The organism is Marinobacter sp. SS13-12 (assembly GCF_030227115.1).
In the GTDB taxonomy this organism is placed as follows: Bacteria; Pseudomonadota; Gammaproteobacteria; order Pseudomonadales; family Oleiphilaceae; genus Marinobacter.
The window spans coordinates 317,217-333,404 of the sequence record NZ_JASSUA010000001.1 but is presented as its reverse complement, the minus strand read 5'-3'; the positions used below and the strand labels follow the sequence as shown (position 1 = coordinate 333,404).

The following is a 16,188-nucleotide window of genomic DNA, read 5'->3' as shown; positions in this document are numbered from 1 at the left end:
CTGACTCGGTAGCAGCTCGCGAATTTTCATCACATTATCTATCCCCCTGACTGTATTTGATAATCAGAAGGTTTCCTTGGCGCTAACGTCGTCCTCATTTTTGTCAGTGTCTGCAGGCAGGGCTTCAGTCCCAACGTTGATTGACGCTGGGGAATGTGACGCCCGTTTTTGTAGTAATTCAGCAAACTCCAGTAGCAGTTGCTGATCCTCTTCAAGCAGGGAAATGAAGACCGCGTTGAGGGAAACCTGCCTGGCGTTTAACTGCCGGTTTTCAGCAACAGAAAAGATATCAGTTATCGAGAACCCCAACGATTCCGCGAGGCGATACAGCAGATCAAGACTTGGCCTTGCCAGGCCTCTCTCGATACGGGACAGGTTCCCTACGTGAGAGTGCGTTTGATCCGCCAGTTCGGCGAGAGTCAGTCCCTGCTTTTTCCGTAACTGCTTTAATGCCTGACCTAGACTCATGACATATCTCATCGGTTAAGAGGATGATATTACAGGCAAAATGTCAGGTATACAAAGTTGCAAATATCACATAATCGAGTTCGTTAATAAGCTTTAAGGGCATAAAATATCTTGCATTACCAGCGTAAGGTATAGTTGTGTTACTGCTTTGCACAAGCTACATCACAAGCTACATGGAGAAGGCTCAACTTGTGAACGAACCTGTCGCCCAATACACGAAGCACGAGCCAGTTATCGAGTTGCGTCCCTTTGTGTCTCCCGGAAGTTTTGCCGCTCCCAGTTTTGAGGTGCTGGCATGGTCTGCCCGGTCTGTGGTCGGCGTGGCCCCGGCCATTCTGAATTTTTTTGATTGTAGCCTCCCAGCAATTTATCGAGGCACGACCCGTGTCTCTTTCAGTCTTGACGCCGGAGAGGTTTTCGACAAGTCATTTCCTCAAGACTTACTGAAAGAAATCGAATGGCATAACATCGATCCACCTAGGCTATGGCTGGAAATATGTGAAAGCTCCGTATTGAATGAAACAGCCTGGCAGCGGGTCATTCCGGAATTGGCTGATTGCGGCTTTAAGGTGGTGGTGAAACGTTTTATTGCAGATTATTCCGGTTTCGATATTCTTGCCAGCCCGCACATTGCAGGGATCAAGGCTGCCCCACCTGTAGTTGCAGCATTGCCGTATTCCATTCTGCCACGCCGATTTTTAAAAGGTCTGCAAAGCTTGGCCAATGCCGTCAACAAACAGCTCATTGTCGACGGAGTGGAAACGCTCGGACAGGCCCTTTGGCTGGAAGCAATGGGTTGTGAAATGCTTCAGGGCTCGTTCTATGGCCCTGCGATGGACGCCAGCAAGGCCCGCAGCTTCATACTTGAGGGACGGCAATGTATCGCTCCAATCGTTTTTAATCCCGTCACAGCCTAGCTCTCTGCCCTCAACCGCTCCAGAAGCTCGCGTTCAGCCATGGGTCTGGCAAAATAGAAGCCTTGTCCCAAGGGGCATCCGAGGGCCTGAAGCATTCGCCATTGTGCTTCTGTTTCAATGCCTTCAGCGAGAACTTCGATACCCAGGCTTTCGGCCATCTGCCGTATGGAATTGACCATTTTGACTGCGTTCTGGCAATCAGGGGTAGCAAGAAGAAAACTTCGGTCGATTTTCAGAGTGTTGATCGGGAGTGAGCGTAGTCGTGCCAGGGAAGAGTAACCGGTGCCGAAGTCATCAATGGCGACCTCAATATTTGCCTGACGGAATTCCTGTACGATCCCCTCCATCCGTTGGACGTCGGTCATAAGGGAACCTTCTGTCAATTCAACCTTGAGGGCCGTCGGCGGCACATTGAGCTGATCCAGCATATTGATGATCTCTGAAACCAGGTTTGGCTTCCATAGCTGGCCAATCGCCAGGTTCACCGACATTTGCAGATGGGTGTCTCCGTCTGATCGCCATCTTTTGAGAGCCGTCAAGGCTTCTCTTATCACCCAGCTACCAATGCGAATAATAAGGCCTGTTTCCTCTGCAATTGGTATAAACTCGCCGGGTGAAATGTAGCTGCCGTCGGCCTGAGGCCAACGGATCAACGCCTCTACGCCGACTGTTCGGGTTGTGGTCAGGTCAATCAGTGGTTGGAATGCCAGCCTGAACTCACCCGCCTCAATGGCGGTATAGAGCCTGTTTTCCATATCAAGCCGATGCTGTTGTTTTCTGGACAGTTCACAGGAGAAAAACCGGAAGCTGTTTCCTCCGATGTTCTTTGCCTGGTACATGGCACTGTCTGCCCTGGTCATAAGGGTTGCGGCATCACTTGAGTGGCCCGGGCACAGACTGATACCAATACTGGCGCCAATATGGTATTCCCTTCCCCTCACCATAAAGGGCTTTGCGATTGCCTCCAGTATGCGCTCGGCGATCGCTGACATCACGTTTATCAACTCGGGTGAATCGACCGTCGATAAACTGTCCTCGGGCTCATAGGGTGCGAGAATGATGAACTCATCACCCCCTTGCCGGGCGACCAGGTCAGACTCCCGGACCGCAGCGCTCAGGCGCTGCGCAACCTGGATCAGAACTTCGTCACCGGCATCATGGCCGAGGGCGTCATTGATCAGTTTGAAGCCATCAAGATCCAGGTACAGGAGCCCTGCCGCCGGTGGAAAAGGCCCCGTCAGCCTGAGGTGCCGATCGAGTGCTTCCAGGGCTGCTGATCGGTTGGCCAGGCCAGTAAGGGCATCGCGAAAAGCCATATCATGGGCTTTCTTTTCGCTCCTCCTCCGGCGGGACTTTTCTCGCAAGGCACCCATACCGTGGACGATGTTGTCTGCCATGCGCTGTAACAACCGGGTTTCCGCATCATCGAACCGATCCGTGTTCACGGAATATATAGCCAAGTAAGCTTCCGGCTCTCTACCACGGATAGTCAGCGGGAAGGCAATAATAGCCTGCAAATTGTGCGCTTCTGTCGAATTGTCCAGCAAGGCGATATCTCCTGGAAAACGAGAGATTGTGGACTGATGCCGCCTGCGGGTACTTAGGGCCAGCGCAATGGGATCCTTGTCCGACGACTTTATGCAAGCGCCGTTTTCAACGTCATCAACAGTGTCACTGGCGACACCGGATATCGCCAGAGGTTTTATCCGCCCGCCATTATAGGCCTTTGCTTCACCAACACAGGCGAGAGCATAGCCTCCCTCTTTGACGAGGCTATCACAGATTCCGAACAGCATTTCTCTTTCACTACGAGCGCGGATAACGCGTTCATTGCAGGCACTGAATGCCCTCAGGGCACGATTTGCGCCTTTTAATGCCGACTGTGTGTTTTCTGTCTCCAATTTTTGGAGTTCAGAGATTCTTCCCAGTCGCAGCAGATTGCGGACTCTTGAAGAGAGCTCAACCTGGCGAATCGGCGTTCGGATAACATCTTCTGCAAGGTCGCCAAGGTAACCGTTGGCTCTTTTCAGTTGAGACTCGGACGCGGCCAGTAAAATGGGTTTTAGAGCGGGAGCTGCTCTGGATCGGAGCTCTCGAATTTCGGTCTCGCAAGCAAGGAGTGTATCTAAATCAATGATACACAGATCGAAGCTGGCTCCATCAAGCGTGCAAGGATCAGGCGCTACACATGGATGGCCAACAGAACGGGAGAGCACTCGGTAATCGGCTGCTTTGCTTAACATAACCGCAACGACGGGCTGATCGGTCTGTAACGCAGGCTCTTTTACAAAGAGGTTCGGTTTATGCACGGGCATTCTCGATTGATGTGGTGGCTTCGGGTTCTGGTTCTCCACGAAGGATGCCTCGAAGCCCCGTTAACTCACTTCCAACCCTGATGCCGTTCGGGGTTATATCAAACTCTCGCAGGCTTTTCTCGAAGTCGCCGGTGCGCTTTTTGAGTACGCCTATGGTTTTCCGGATTTCACCGGCCCTCTCCATATACCGAAGCAGGATGATGGTATCTGCCAGGTAGCTGACACCCATTTCAGTCGTTTTTACCTCGCCGCCTGTAATGGCCTCAACTTCGTTCAGCAAAATGACGGTAACACCCATGTTGACCAGATAGCGACACAGAGCGTGCAGCCTTCTAGTAACATTGTCGCCGCCGATGGAGAGTCTATATCCAGCCAGGCTGTCAATCATGATGATACGGGTGCCACGTTCCTCGACTTCTTCGCGTACCTTGGCGGCGAATTCGTCAGCGGAATAGTACAAAGGCTCTATCGCCTCAATGGCAAATGAACCTGTTTCGAGAAGCGGCGAAAGCGACAGATTGATCCCTTCCACTCTAGAGCTAAGGGTGCTGGTTAACTCCTCGAAGGTATAAACCACTGTCCGCTTTCCCTCTTCACAAGCGTTTTTCATGAACTGGATACCAAGGGACGTCTTTCCTACCCCTGTAGGGCCGGAAAGAATAGTGACAGTACCGCGACTAAGCCCTCCCTTCAGTTGCCTGTCCAGCTCAGGAATGCCGAATGGCATGTCGACCTGGTCAAACGCGATGCCATGATCACCGGGCTCCAGGCGAGGGAAGCAGCGCATGCCACCGGATCCCAGGCGGATGCTGTGAGGACCTGATGTAAAACCGGAGCCCCTGAATTTAGTGACTTCCAGTGAGCGCTTGTCATCTCTGTGATCGAGTTGGATAACACCGTCAGCGAGGAAAGCCAATGCTTCACTGTCTTTGCCTGAGTTGGCATCTTCAGCGGCACAAATCACCGTTGCGCCCTGGTTGGTCAGGAACCGCAACAGTGTGATGACTTGCTTTCGATACTGAAAAGCGTCCGGGGAAAAATACTGCAGGTAGGTGAGGGAGTCGATAAAGATCCGCGTTGGGCGGACGGCTTCAAAGGCCTTGCGAATCCGTTTGGGCAGGCCAGGATCCTCAACGTCCTCAGTCGCCATGATGCTGTAGGGTTCAGCATCATCCATACCTGAGCCCGAGGTCGAAAAGTCAACAATACTTACTTTGTCGAGATTGAAACCCTGTCGGTGGGCATCGGCCCGCAGTTGCGACTCATCCTCGCCCATGCTGACGAAGAGGCTCCGGGCGCCTGGAGCAGCAGTCAGAAAGTGGAGGCCAAGGGTGGTTTTCCCCGACCCGGGGCCACCGCGAACGATGTAACTACGCTGTTGCAGGAGACCGCCATTCAGGACTCGGTCGAAGCCAGTAATACCACTGGTGAGTCTTTCATTCTTTGGGTTGTTCATATGTCTGGCTCTTGTACGATCAGATAGTTATGTACCTGGTGAGGGGTTCAGTTAGTAGTAACCGTTGCGGAATAAATTTGATTTCGCGGCAATTGACGAATTAATTGATCTCCTCAGTGAGGAAGTTTCCATAAAAAGCATATTTCACAATAAATATTTTTATTAAAGGCACATTCTGTTGTTTAAATTTTCATTGAACTTAAAGAAAGTCGAGCGAATTGTATAAAGGAAAGTATGATAAATGATGAAGTACTCGATATTCAGGGGGTAAAAATATTATCGGTAGGATCTAGGATATATGTTGTCGTTTTTTTTGTCTAATTTTAAACAAATTTACTTTTATATATGTATACAAAGCATAAGTGAACATAATAAATGTAATGAGAGGTTTATATGCTATCTCTTAGAGAAAAAGGTCAGCTACTATTGGACGGTGAATTCATTTGTATTGTTTATGAAGACAGAAGCGAACCGAGGGGAGGAGACAGAGAGTGTGAGTAGACGGGGGCGCCACCCCGTCCAACTCGAGATTGCCCTCAGACTTTGAAGCGGGCAACTTGCGTACTGAGGCCTTCGGCAAGCCGTGCCAGTTCTTCGCTGGCAGCAGAGACCTGTTCGGTCGAGGCAGCAGATTGATCACCCACATCACGGATCAGTGTGACATTTTGATTGATCTCTTCTGCTACCGAACTCTGTTCTTCAGCAGCTGTTGCAATCTGACTGTTGTGCTGTCGGATTTCCTCTACGCTTTCCGCCATTTCCTGAATGGCAGTGCCCGCCAATTCTGCTTGTTCAAGTGTCTGTTCTGCAAGCTTGTTGCCAGTCTCCATGCTGGTAACTGAAGTTTCTGCACTGGTCACCAGGTTGCTGATCAGAGTTTCAATTTCGGTCGCAGAGCTCTGGGTGCGTTGAGCCAACGACCGCACTTCGTCTGCTACCACGGCAAATCCGCGCCCCTGTTCGCCCGCGCGGGCAGCCTCTATGGCTGCGTTCAGTGCAAGCAGGTTGGTCTGTTCGGCAACCGATTTGATCACGTCCAGGACAGTGCCAATGTTGTTGGTTTCTGATTGCAGGCTGCTGAGCTGCTTCGTCACAATAGCACTCTGTTCGTTCAGATCCGCGACAAACTCAAGGGTTTCCCTGACGGCTTTTTCGCCGTTGCCGGATTTTTCGCTGGCGTTGTTGGCTGCCTCGAAAGCGGCTTCGGCACTTTTGGCGACATCATTGACTGTTGCGACCATCTCATTCATGGCGGTGGCGACCTGATCGGTCTGGGATTGTTGCTCCGCTACACCCCTGCTGGTCTGGTTGGTGACTGTGGATAGTTCTTCTGAAGAGGAGGCAATGCTTGACGCTCCGGAGTCGATTTCGCGAATCAGCTCTCTGAGATTGGTTATCATGGTGGCAAAAGCGGCGAGCAACTGTCCGAACTCATCGCCGCGCTGACTTCGGACATCCACAGTAAGATCGCCCGAGGCAACTTTGTTAGCAATCTCCACCGATTCGTTTATTGGCCGGGTGATCGATTTTGTCAGTATCCATGCGATGACGGAAGCAATGAGGATGGCGGTGACTGTAACGATGATGATCTCTGCAACCGTGAGGTCATATCGTTCTGCCATGAGCGCCTGTTCGCGCTTTTTCAGGTCTTCTGTCTGCTCAATGGCGCTGCGAGCGGAGGCCAGCATCTGCTCTTGAACCGCGGAGACAATATCAGGCTGCGCGGAAATATTGGCTTCATACCGCTGAAGCAGATCCTTGTAAGACTGTATGTCGGCAAGCACCCTGTTCACCAGTTGCTCATCCTCGGCTTCTTCGATCAGTCCGATAAGCGGTCGCAGGGTATTATCGGCTTTTTCTGCGTGTTCGACCGCACTCGCGAGGTATTGAGATTCCCTCCGGATCTCAAAGTTCTTTTCAGCTATGCGTGCTTCAAGGAGTGCGATTTCCGCTGTATTAGCCCGCTCTACAATTAATGCACGGTGATTGTATTCATCGAGGGAAAAGATGCTGACTGCGGAGATGATAAGAAGAAGGAAAAGAAGGATGGCAAAGCTAGCAGTCAGTTTTTTACCGACGGCTAGGTTTCCCAGAAAGTTGCGGAGTAGCATTTGAGGTTCCTTGACGTTATTAGCAATAGAAAGGATTCTGTATCTGACCGATATTGGTTTTTAGAACGGCTTTAAGGCCAATAACTTTAGTTGTTTTTTCCGGTTATTTTAATTTTGGGATAGATGTATTTAAGATCAGCGGTCATACAAGCTGAGAAACCCTTAATATGAGTATTAGCTCCTGATTGATGTAAATAGTTTATTACTGATTAATGCTGAAGTTTGACATTATTAAACTGGACATGTCCCTGGTGCGTCATATAGACCGCAGCCCCCCTATGCTATCGGTGGTCAGGGCGCTGGTTAGGTTTGCTGAAGATCGGAGCCTTAATCTCCTGGCCGAGGGCGTTGAGACCCAGGCGAAACTATCTGTGCTGAGATCACTCGGCATCAGATGTGTGCAGGGTTACCTTTTTGACAAGCCAATGCCTCAACCCCGGCTTTAGATCTCTTCCGTTCCAGCTATGAGCAATATCAGTGGTCCCTTGCCCATTGTTGATACTCAGGCAACGGAAGAGGTCTGGAGTAATGAAACCCCTGTGCCAGGTCTGCTCCCAGATCGGTGACTATCTTCCTTTGTTGCTCTGTCTCAATGCCCTCTACAGTCACCTCAAGTTTTAATGCTTTGGTCATAGAGATCATGGATTCCATGATCGTTCGGGCTTCTGCGCTGACTTCCAGATTGCTGACAAAAGCGCGGTCGATCTTCAATCCCGACAGCGGCAGGTGAGTCAGGTACTGAAACGAAGAATAACCTGTGCCGAAATCGTCCAGACTGACCTTAAAACCCTGGTCGCGCAGACTTCCAACGGCCTCTCGTGCTTGTTCCGGGTCCTGAATCAGTGCGCCTTCTGTAATTTCAATTTCTAGAGATTCAGGGCTTACTCCGTATGAAGAAACCAACCTCCCCAGATCATTTATTAACGAGAGGTTCATCAAGTTGTTGATCGCAAAGTTGACGCTGACTGGCATTAGGTTCTGCGACTTTATATTTTCACATGCTCTCGCGATCACGAAGCGCGTCACAGGGTCTATCAGTGTCGTACTTTCCACCTTTGGCATAAATAGCCCGGGCATAACCATTCTGTTTTCATGATCGAACCAGCGCAGCAAAGCTTCTGAACCAACGTGTTGCCCGGACTGCATACAAATCTTGGGCTGGTAGAATAACTGAAACTCCTGATTGGCCAATCCATCACGAACACGCGCTATAAGCTGTACACGTTCAGCGGTTTTCTGGTCGAACATCGGATCGTAACGGCGGTAGGGAACATTATTCTCGATTGCTACCGACAAACCGGTTCCTGCGCGGTTGATAACAATTTCCGGATTCTGATCGTTTTCTCGAATAAGGTAGCTTCCGGCAACAATCTGAACGCGCAGTGAAATGCCTTTTACAATTGTTTCTTCTTCACCAACTCTCTGAGCCACTTCAAAAATGGAGCCCACTTCTTCCTGAGCGCTAACTTCCTCCTTAGATACAACAGAGAATAAAATTGCCAGTTCTGATTTGCTGAACCTGTAAACTTGGTGGGGTATTTTGATGTTTTGGCTGATTCGTTCGGCCAGGTCTTTCACCACCTGTTCAGCAGTATCAGCGCCCATTGACTGAAGAATTTCCCATAAGTCCTGCATCCGGACCAGGAGTATCGCTGACGAAGAAGATCTATCCTGGCCTGCCCTTCGAAACAGTCTTTCAATATCCCGGGTTAGGGCAGCTTGTGTCCAGAGCCCGGTTTTATGATCGATTTCAAGTGCCTGAACGCGGCGTTGATTGGCCTGTCTCAGGCTCTCGAAAAGCCCTGCTGAAAATACGCCGATAAGAAGGAAAAAGGCGATACGCGCCAGCCAGTTTTCCGTTGACTGGTAAGTGCCGGTTGAGACGTCCAAAGGCATCCACGGCCCGAGCAGAAGCCCTGCTGTTATCGAGCTCAAGACTGCTCCCGGTAATCCAAACCATACAGCTGACAGCAGCACCGGTAGCAGGATTACATAGGGGTACGCGTAGCCAGTACCTCCGGTGAAGTAAACAACCCAAGTGCCAGCGGTTAAAAAAACGACAATAATCAGTAGCCTGCAAACCTCTCTAGCAAATCCCGACAATTGTGGCCATTTCTGTGAATGCCATATATTTTCGAAGGTAGGAAGATAGTTACTGCTCTCTCTATTCATTTGACTGCCTTGTGAATAAATCAGTCTTTAAAAATTCTGGACTTCACTCTCAATCATGGGGCCAATAGGCGGCTCAATTCAGCGACCTGCGTATTCGTGACTAAGTACTAGCAGCGTAGTTCAAAAAAGAACCATCATTGTGTAAAAAAATGTTACACAATTTGTAGCTGTCAGGGCATTTGCGCCTTGCTTTGACCTTGGGGGACGAACGTCGGATTTCGCTTAAGCCCGAGCGATCGATGCTTTCTTTCAGTTCCACCAGGGCTAGCGTTCTAGACTATCAAAGAAGGCGGGATGACAGGCTGAAGATTTGAGTTCTAAAATTGCTGTGACTAAGCTCAAATACAGAATGTAGCTAAATGCGGGGATTCTTAACTTCGGAGTTGCAGGAGCTGCTTCATGGCCGACGTGCAGAAAATCATTCCCTCCCAATAACGCGCCCCAATTAGGCCAAGCTTACGTTCGAGATCTGCTACGTACTTTCACCAAACACAACAAGCCACTAAGAGGCCAGCATGGTTTTTCCTTCCCAGTCCATGTCCATTTTAGTCGTAGAAGACATGGCCGCGATGCGGAAAATGGTGAGAGACAGCCTTCGTTTGATGGGGTTGAACAATGTTTTGCTAGCTGAAAACGGTGAACAGGCACTATCCCTGTTGGCGGCTAATCGTGTCGACCTAATTATTTCTGATAGCAACATGCCCAAAATGAACGGCATGGAATTACTGAAAATAATACGCAAAACCCCTGCTTGGCGCAGCATTCCTTTCATGATGGTGACGGCGGAAAGTGACAGGACGTTGGTGAGTGCGGCGATTGAGGAGGGCGTCACCCAATTCCTTATTAAGCCCTTTACCTACTCAGATCTCCAGAATCGGGTCAACAAAATTACCAGTCAGATTAAACCCTCTGGCCGTGCAGAGAGCACCGCAACCGCGGAAGAAAGTCATGAAACGCCTAACGAAGCGTTTGGCCATGATTTTGGCAACGCCACGGTAATGCTGGTGGGCGATCTAACGACAGACAAAGCTGTGGCCCCTATTTTAAAGCGCTTTCATGAGATCCGATCAGCCATCAGTGGTGATCAAGCCTGGGAAATGGTTCATGATCTTGCGGCACCAGACCTTATCCTGATGGAGGTGACGCTGCCCGATACAACCGGGTATGATTTCTGCTATCGGCTAAAAAACGACCCTTCAACCGCGGCCATACCGGTTATATTCCTCACCGCACATGCAACGTCAAAGGAGATCACCCGGGGATTCAAGGCGGGCTGCGTGGATTACATCACCAAACCGGCTGATCCAATGGTCCTACAGGCTCGCGTTGCGACACACATTGAAATCCGCCACGCAAAGGAAGACTTGCGTAATCACATTGATACGCTGCTGGAGAACGCCCGACTGCGAGAGGATGTTGAACGCATGACACGCCACGACATTAAAAGTCCTTTGTCTGCCATCATCTCTACCGCCGACGCGCTGTTGCAAAATGGCCCATGGGCCAAACATGTCGCGGGCGCACTGGAGACTATGCGAGACGCTGGTTTTGACGACCTCAATATGGTGAACCGAACCCTGGATCTCTACAAAATGGAGAGAGGTGCCTACCGGTTCGAGCCAACGTCTGTGGATTTGGTCAAATTAGCAAAGCGTGTCATTCGGGAGATGAGGAGTGAAGCGGATCAAAAACAGGTCCGTATAGCGCTTCGCCCGGGTTCGAAATGTCTTTGTCTCGGGGAGGAAAGTCTGTGTCTTTCTTTGTTGCGAAATTTACTTAAGAATGCCGTTGAAGCTTCCCCACCCGGCGATATCGTTTACATTATGTTGAATAAAAAAGCTAAAATTAACCTAATGATCCACAATAAGGGGACCGTCCCTGACAACCTAAGAGACACTTTTTTCGACAAGTACACAACTGCTAATAAGGCACAGGGGACGGGCTTGGGAACCTATTCCGCTAAACTGATGACAGAGGTGCAGGGCGGAAAAATACGCTTTATGTCCAATTACAAACGAGGGACCGTTTTACACGTGGCACTGGAGCCAGCCCTCAGCGATCAGGGCAAGCAACAGCTGGTTTCATAAGCAACATACTGAACGTCAGGTGGTTGCGAGAAGTTCTGACTCGTGATATCCCACGCAAAAATAGGATCTTAAGCAATACCAGGTTCAGAAGTCTTCATCCTCTCCTGTCACTGAACGGAGCGCCTCCATGTGAGGCCGGACCGCCTGCTTGTCGGCCTCGGGCGCGTTTGCAGCCTGTTCAACGGCTGACATGGCACCGCCCATCATTTCCCGCATCTGCTGTTTCTGGGCTTCGCTCATGTGAGGGTTGTTGTCGATTTCCTCCATGGCCCTGGCCATTTCCTGGTTCATATCCCCGGACTGCTTGCCCATTTCCAGGGCCCCCCAGGCGTGAAAGATGCGGTCGCCGATTTCGCCCCACTGTTCCGGACTGGAAAAGCCGTGTTGCTGCACCACATCCTCCAGCTCGTTATACATATCGTGACCTTTCATCTCTTCAACAGACGACGAGAATATACGGGACATATCCGGCATTTCTCCGTCGTTTTCTTCGGTAGCCAGCTCGTCATAATCGTCTTCCATCCCCTGAAGAGCCTCAAGGCTGCTGATGAACGAACGAATGGTCTGGTCGGTCAGCGCTTCGGCGTGAACGGTCAACGGGGATAGTGTAAGCAGACAGGCAAGGGTAAACAGGATCGGATGTAACCGGTTCATGAGAACGTCTCCTTGTGATCGGGAACTCCCGGTTCCATCAGCCGGGAGTTCCCTAAAGGTAGTTCTCTGTTAACCAGCTCGCAACAGGCTGGCGTATTGCGTCAGAAGAGCAGATCCGGCAGGTAGGTAGCAATCTCAGGAAACACCATGAGACAGCCGATACCCACGATCTGGATGAGCACGAAGGGTATAACCGATCGGTAAATGTCGCCCATGGTTATCCCCGGCGGCACCACCCCTTTCAGGTAGAAGAGGTTGAACCCGAACGGCGGCGTCATATAGCCGATTTCCATGTTGATCACGAACAGTATGCCGAACCAGATCGGGTCGAAGCCCATGGACGAAACAATGGGCGTGAACACCGGCAGGGTGATCAGCATGATGCCAACCGGGTCCAGCACCATCCCCAACAGGAAGACAATCAGCATCATGAAGATGATGACCGCCCAGGGGCCGCCGGGAATGGACTGGATCATGCCCTCAATCATCGGTTGCGCGCCCATGCTCTGGTAGGCGGCACTGAACGCGTGTGCCGCAAACAGGATCCACATGATCATGCCCGTTAGCTTGAACGTCCGCACTGACGCATCTTTGATCAGTTCGATGTTCAGCGCGCGGTAGACCGCGGCCGAGATAAGAGCCCCCAGTACACCCATGGCAGCCGCCTCGGTGGGCGTGGTGATGCCTCCGATGATCGAGCCGAGTACCATGAACACCACCATTATCGGTAGCACCACGGAGCGCAGGGCCGCAAATTTTTCAGACCAGGTGCCCCGCTCTTCCTTGGGCAGGTCCGGAGCCAGGTGCGGCTGCAGGTAGCAGCGGATCAGCACGTACGCAGAGGTAAGGATCATCAGCATGATGCCCGGCAGTATGCCGGCGGCAAACATCTTGCCCACCGACACACCGGTGATCAGGGCATAGAGAATCATCAGGATGGAGGGCGGGATGAGTACGCCCCAGCCACCGCCGGTGTTGATGACACCAAGCACCATTTTCTTGTCGTAGCCACGCTCCAGCATGGCCGGCAGGGCGATGGTACCCATGGCGACAACGGCGGCGCCACTGATGCCGACCATTGCCGCAAATATTGCACAGATGACCAGGGTGCCAATGGCCAGCCCGCCGCGGACGCCACCGAACCACAGGTGCATCATCCGGTAGAGGTCCCGGGCGACCCCGGTTCGCTCCAGAATCATGGCCATGAACACAAACAGCGGTATGGCGACCAGGGTAAAGCTTCCCATAGTGCTCCAGATCTGTGAAGCCACCAGGTAGAAGGAGTCGAAGCCCCAGGTAAAGTAGAGAAATACCACGGAAACGCCGCCGAGGACGAACGCCAGTGGCAGGCCCAGTACCAGGAAAAACAGCAGGGAGCCGAAGAAAAGCAGGGTCAGCGCTTCAATGCTCATGCCTTGTCCTCCGGCAGTTCTTCTGGTTCAGGTTCGGGCTGGTAATAACTGAGGTTGAAGGCAATGGCTATGTCCTGCAGCAGCTTCACAATGCCCTGCAGGATCAGTAGCAGGGTGGCCAGCGGTATAAAGGCTTTCACCGGCCAGATGGGGGGGTTCCAGGCCGAATTCGATGTTTCCCGGCCACTGAAGGATTCCCAGGCCATATCGACGGCAAAGTAAAACAGCGCCAGAGTGAACAGGAAAAACAGGATCGAGGTAAACAGGTCAAGAAACGCCCGGGTTCGGCGGCTGAATTTTGAATAGACCAGATCCACATTGACGTGGCCGTTGTGTGACAGCAGATAACCACCGGCCATGAGCCCGTAAATCCCGAAAAGCAACTGGGTCAACTCGCCCGTCCAGGACAGTGGTGCCTCGAGCAAATATCGAAAAGCCACGCCTGTAATCAATAACAGGAACATGATCATGACCAGATAGGAGAACCATCGTCCGAGCAGGTCGTTGAGCCTGGTCACTCCAGTCATGAATGCGGTTAGAGCGCGCATGTTGTCCCCCCGCCTTTAAGGGCTTGGTTGAGAAGGATTTGATCGGCAATGAAAAACCGGGCGTAGCGCCCGGTCCTGTTATTGCCTGATTAAAGACGGCCGAGTTGCGCCAGGTATTCCTTGACCATCTCGACGGCCTTGGCAGCGTTATCGCTGGTCTTGGCTTCTTCATCCCAGAACTTCTGTGCCGCTTCCAGCATGTGATCCTGGACATCCTGCGGAAGTGTGTTGATCTTGACACCTTCTTCTTCAATGGCTTTCTGCAGGGTTACTTTTTCTTTGTGTTCGTACTCGTTGGTTCGCACCCAGAACTGCTCAACCAGGGCGTCCTTGACGGTTGCCTGCATTTCTTTAGGCAGCGCGTCGAGCGCTTTCTGGCTGATGATGATGACGTCGGTACCCGCTACGTTCAGAGCCGGCTTGACGTGGTACTTCGCGACTTCGTACAGGGACATGCTATAAGCGCCTTGAGCAGCACCCCAGTGGGCTCCGTCGACAATGCCGGAATCCAGCGCTGAGTAAAGCTCGGCACCCGTAATGTAAGTGGTGGCCGCACCGGCTTCCGCCAGGAATTTTTCCAACGCGCCTGAGGAGCGGATTTTCAGTTTCTCCAGGTCCGCAACGCTTTCGATCGGTTCCTTGACCACCATCTCGGTCTGGTAGACCTTGTCAGTGGCCCAATAGACGTTATGTTCAGCGGCTTCTTCCCGCAGCATCTCCTCAAAACCCATGTTCATATGGAAATAGGCAGCTTCGGCCGGAGTCTGGAACGCCAGCGGCAAACCGGAGGCAACGCCGGCCAGGCTGATCTTGTTCTGAGCGTAGGCCGGAGAAATGGTACCCATCTCCAGAATGCCACGGCTGACGGCGTTGAATGTCTCCGTGGGCTTGAACAGGGCACCAGACTCGTACAGTTCCAGTTTCAGGCGGCCATCGGTACGCTCCTCCAACACATCCTTGAGGCGGCCCAGGCTGTCCTTGTAGGAAGAGCTGGCGCCCGGCCAGTGGGACTGGACTCTCCAGGTGATAGTATCTTGGGCGGCAACGGGTGCGCTCGCCAGGGCGGCGCTCAGGCCCAGGGTCAGGGCTGAGGCATAAACAGTAAGGGTTTTTCTGGCGGTAAATAGCATCTTCATTGTTGGACCTCGATCATTATTGTGTTAATCGTCCCGTACTTAGTTTCGCTCTGCAGAACAACTGACTGCAGAATGAATCCGTGTACCTGAATCTATCACACACTTTGCGTTTTGCAATAGGATAGAAGTGGATATTCTGTTACCGATCTTCAGATCACAGGGGTAAGTATAGTGATAATTGCTAAACGTGAAGCCGGACATGTCCATCTCGTCATCTCGCGCGCAGAAAAGAAAAACGCTCTCACCCGGGCCATGTATCAGCAGTTATCGGATGAGATCGTCAGGGCCGCCGCCGACACGGGCGTTAACGCCATTGTGCTCAGTGGCGAAGGGGGCGTGTTCACTGCAGGCAACGACCTGGACGATTTCCGTGCCAGGGCGACTGACGCGCATCCCGCACCCTCAGCCGGGCTGGCGTTCATCGAAACCCTGATCAATTGCGACACGCCTGTCATTGCAGCGGTGGAGGGGCTGGCCATCGGCATCGGTACCACCCTGCTGCTGCATTGCGATTCGGTGATTGCCGGACGTTCCACCCGTTTCAAGACCGCCTTTGTGGATCTCGGACTGGTGCCAGAGGCAGCTTCCACAGTGACCATGCCGTTGCACCTGGGGGCGCGACGTAGCGCGGATCTGTTGCTGATGGGCGATACCCTGAACGGTGAGGAAGCCCGGGAGTGCGGCCTGGTCAGCCGCATGGTGGAGGACGGACAGGCGGTCGCTCAGGCCCTGGTGCAGGCTGAGCGGCTGTCTGCCAAGCCCCGGGACGCGCTGATCGCCAGCAAGAGGCTTATAAAGGCGCCCTGGCGGGAAATGATCAGGGACGCCCTGGAACGCGAGCGCCCGGTGTTCAGCGAGCGCCTGCGTTCCGAAGAATGTCGGGCTGCATTGGCCAGGATGGGCAAGCGCTAG

The 16,188-nt window shown here is 52.1% G+C and carries 13 protein-coding genes; 4 read left to right on the top strand and 9 right to left on the bottom strand.

What is annotated here, in order from left to right:
• Positions 1-63: 63 nt before the first annotated feature.
• Entirely contained in the window at positions 64-468 is a 405-nt protein-coding gene (locus tag QPL94_RS01535) for a helix-turn-helix domain-containing protein (protein WP_285355054.1), read from the bottom strand.
• A gap of 191 nt (positions 469-659) precedes the next feature.
• Between QPL94_RS01535 and QPL94_RS01530 the strand changes: the two genes are divergently transcribed.
• The gene (locus tag QPL94_RS01530) at positions 660-1,385 is read left to right on the top strand and encodes an EAL domain-containing protein (protein WP_285355053.1); all 726 of its coding nucleotides are present in this window, start codon (positions 660-662) and stop codon (positions 1,383-1,385) included.
• Here the strand turns inward: QPL94_RS01530 and QPL94_RS01525 are convergent.
• The 3 genes from QPL94_RS01525 to QPL94_RS01515 form a co-directional block, all read right to left on the bottom strand.
• Positions 1,382-3,739: a putative bifunctional diguanylate cyclase/phosphodiesterase gene (locus tag QPL94_RS01525; RefSeq protein WP_285355052.1), complete on the bottom strand. Its 2,358-nt coding sequence runs from the start codon at positions 3,737-3,739 to the stop codon at positions 1,382-1,384. The two genes, QPL94_RS01530 and QPL94_RS01525, sit on opposite strands and share 4 nt — an antisense overlap.
• Positions 3,687-5,156 (bottom strand): ATPase domain-containing protein, encoded by a 1,470-nt coding sequence (locus QPL94_RS01520; RefSeq protein ID WP_285355051.1) that lies wholly within the window; start codon positions 5,154-5,156, stop codon positions 3,687-3,689. The genes QPL94_RS01525 and QPL94_RS01520 overlap by 53 nt, the downstream gene beginning before the upstream one ends.
• A gap of 536 nt (positions 5,157-5,692) precedes the next feature.
• Entirely contained in the window at positions 5,693-7,267 is a 1,575-nt protein-coding gene (locus tag QPL94_RS01515) for a methyl-accepting chemotaxis protein (protein ID WP_285355050.1), read from the bottom strand.
• A gap of 212 nt (positions 7,268-7,479) precedes the next feature.
• Here QPL94_RS01515 and QPL94_RS21355 point away from each other — a divergent pair, with 212 nt between their 5' ends.
• On the top strand, positions 7,480-7,713 hold the full coding sequence (locus QPL94_RS21355; protein WP_350310597.1) for an EAL domain-containing protein: 234 nt from the start codon (positions 7,480-7,482) through the stop codon (positions 7,711-7,713).
• A gap of 28 nt (positions 7,714-7,741) precedes the next feature.
• On the opposite strand, the gene QPL94_RS01510 is transcribed toward QPL94_RS21355, so the two are convergent.
• The gene (locus tag QPL94_RS01510; RefSeq protein WP_285355049.1) at positions 7,742-9,439 is read right to left on the bottom strand and encodes a putative bifunctional diguanylate cyclase/phosphodiesterase; all 1,698 of its coding nucleotides are present in this window, start codon (positions 9,437-9,439) and stop codon (positions 7,742-7,744) included.
• Between the two features lie 515 nt (positions 9,440-9,954).
• Here QPL94_RS01510 and QPL94_RS01505 point away from each other — a divergent pair.
• Complete coding sequence (locus QPL94_RS01505) at positions 9,955-11,526, top strand: ATP-binding response regulator (RefSeq protein WP_285355048.1); 1,572 nt, start codon at positions 9,955-9,957, stop codon at positions 11,524-11,526.
• Positions 11,527-11,610: 84 nt separating this feature from the next.
• Here the strand turns inward: QPL94_RS01505 and QPL94_RS01500 are convergent, their stop codons facing one another.
• The 4 genes from QPL94_RS01500 to dctP form a co-directional block, all read right to left on the bottom strand.
• A complete protein-coding gene (locus QPL94_RS01500; protein ID WP_285355047.1) occupies positions 11,611-12,180 on the bottom strand; it encodes a hypothetical protein in 570 nt (189 codons plus the stop codon).
• Between the two features lie 101 nt (positions 12,181-12,281).
• Positions 12,282-13,592, bottom strand: coding sequence for a TRAP transporter large permease (locus tag QPL94_RS01495; RefSeq protein WP_137436715.1), 1,311 nt, complete (start codon positions 13,590-13,592; stop codon positions 12,282-12,284).
• Positions 13,589-14,140 carry a TRAP transporter small permease subunit gene (locus QPL94_RS01490; protein WP_285355046.1) on the bottom strand — a complete coding sequence of 184 codons (552 nt, stop codon included), beginning with the start codon at positions 14,138-14,140 and terminating at the stop codon, positions 13,589-13,591. Before QPL94_RS01490 ends, QPL94_RS01495 begins: the two co-directional genes overlap by 4 nt.
• 89 nt (positions 14,141-14,229) lie before the next feature.
• Complete coding sequence (gene dctP, locus QPL94_RS01485; RefSeq protein WP_285355045.1) at positions 14,230-15,276, bottom strand: TRAP transporter substrate-binding protein DctP; 1,047 nt, start codon at positions 15,274-15,276, stop codon at positions 14,230-14,232.
• A gap of 171 nt (positions 15,277-15,447) precedes the next feature.
• On the opposite strand from dctP, the gene QPL94_RS01480 reads away from it, so the two are divergent.
• A complete protein-coding gene (locus QPL94_RS01480) occupies positions 15,448-16,188 on the top strand; it encodes an enoyl-CoA hydratase/isomerase family protein (RefSeq protein ID WP_285355044.1) in 741 nt (246 codons plus the stop codon).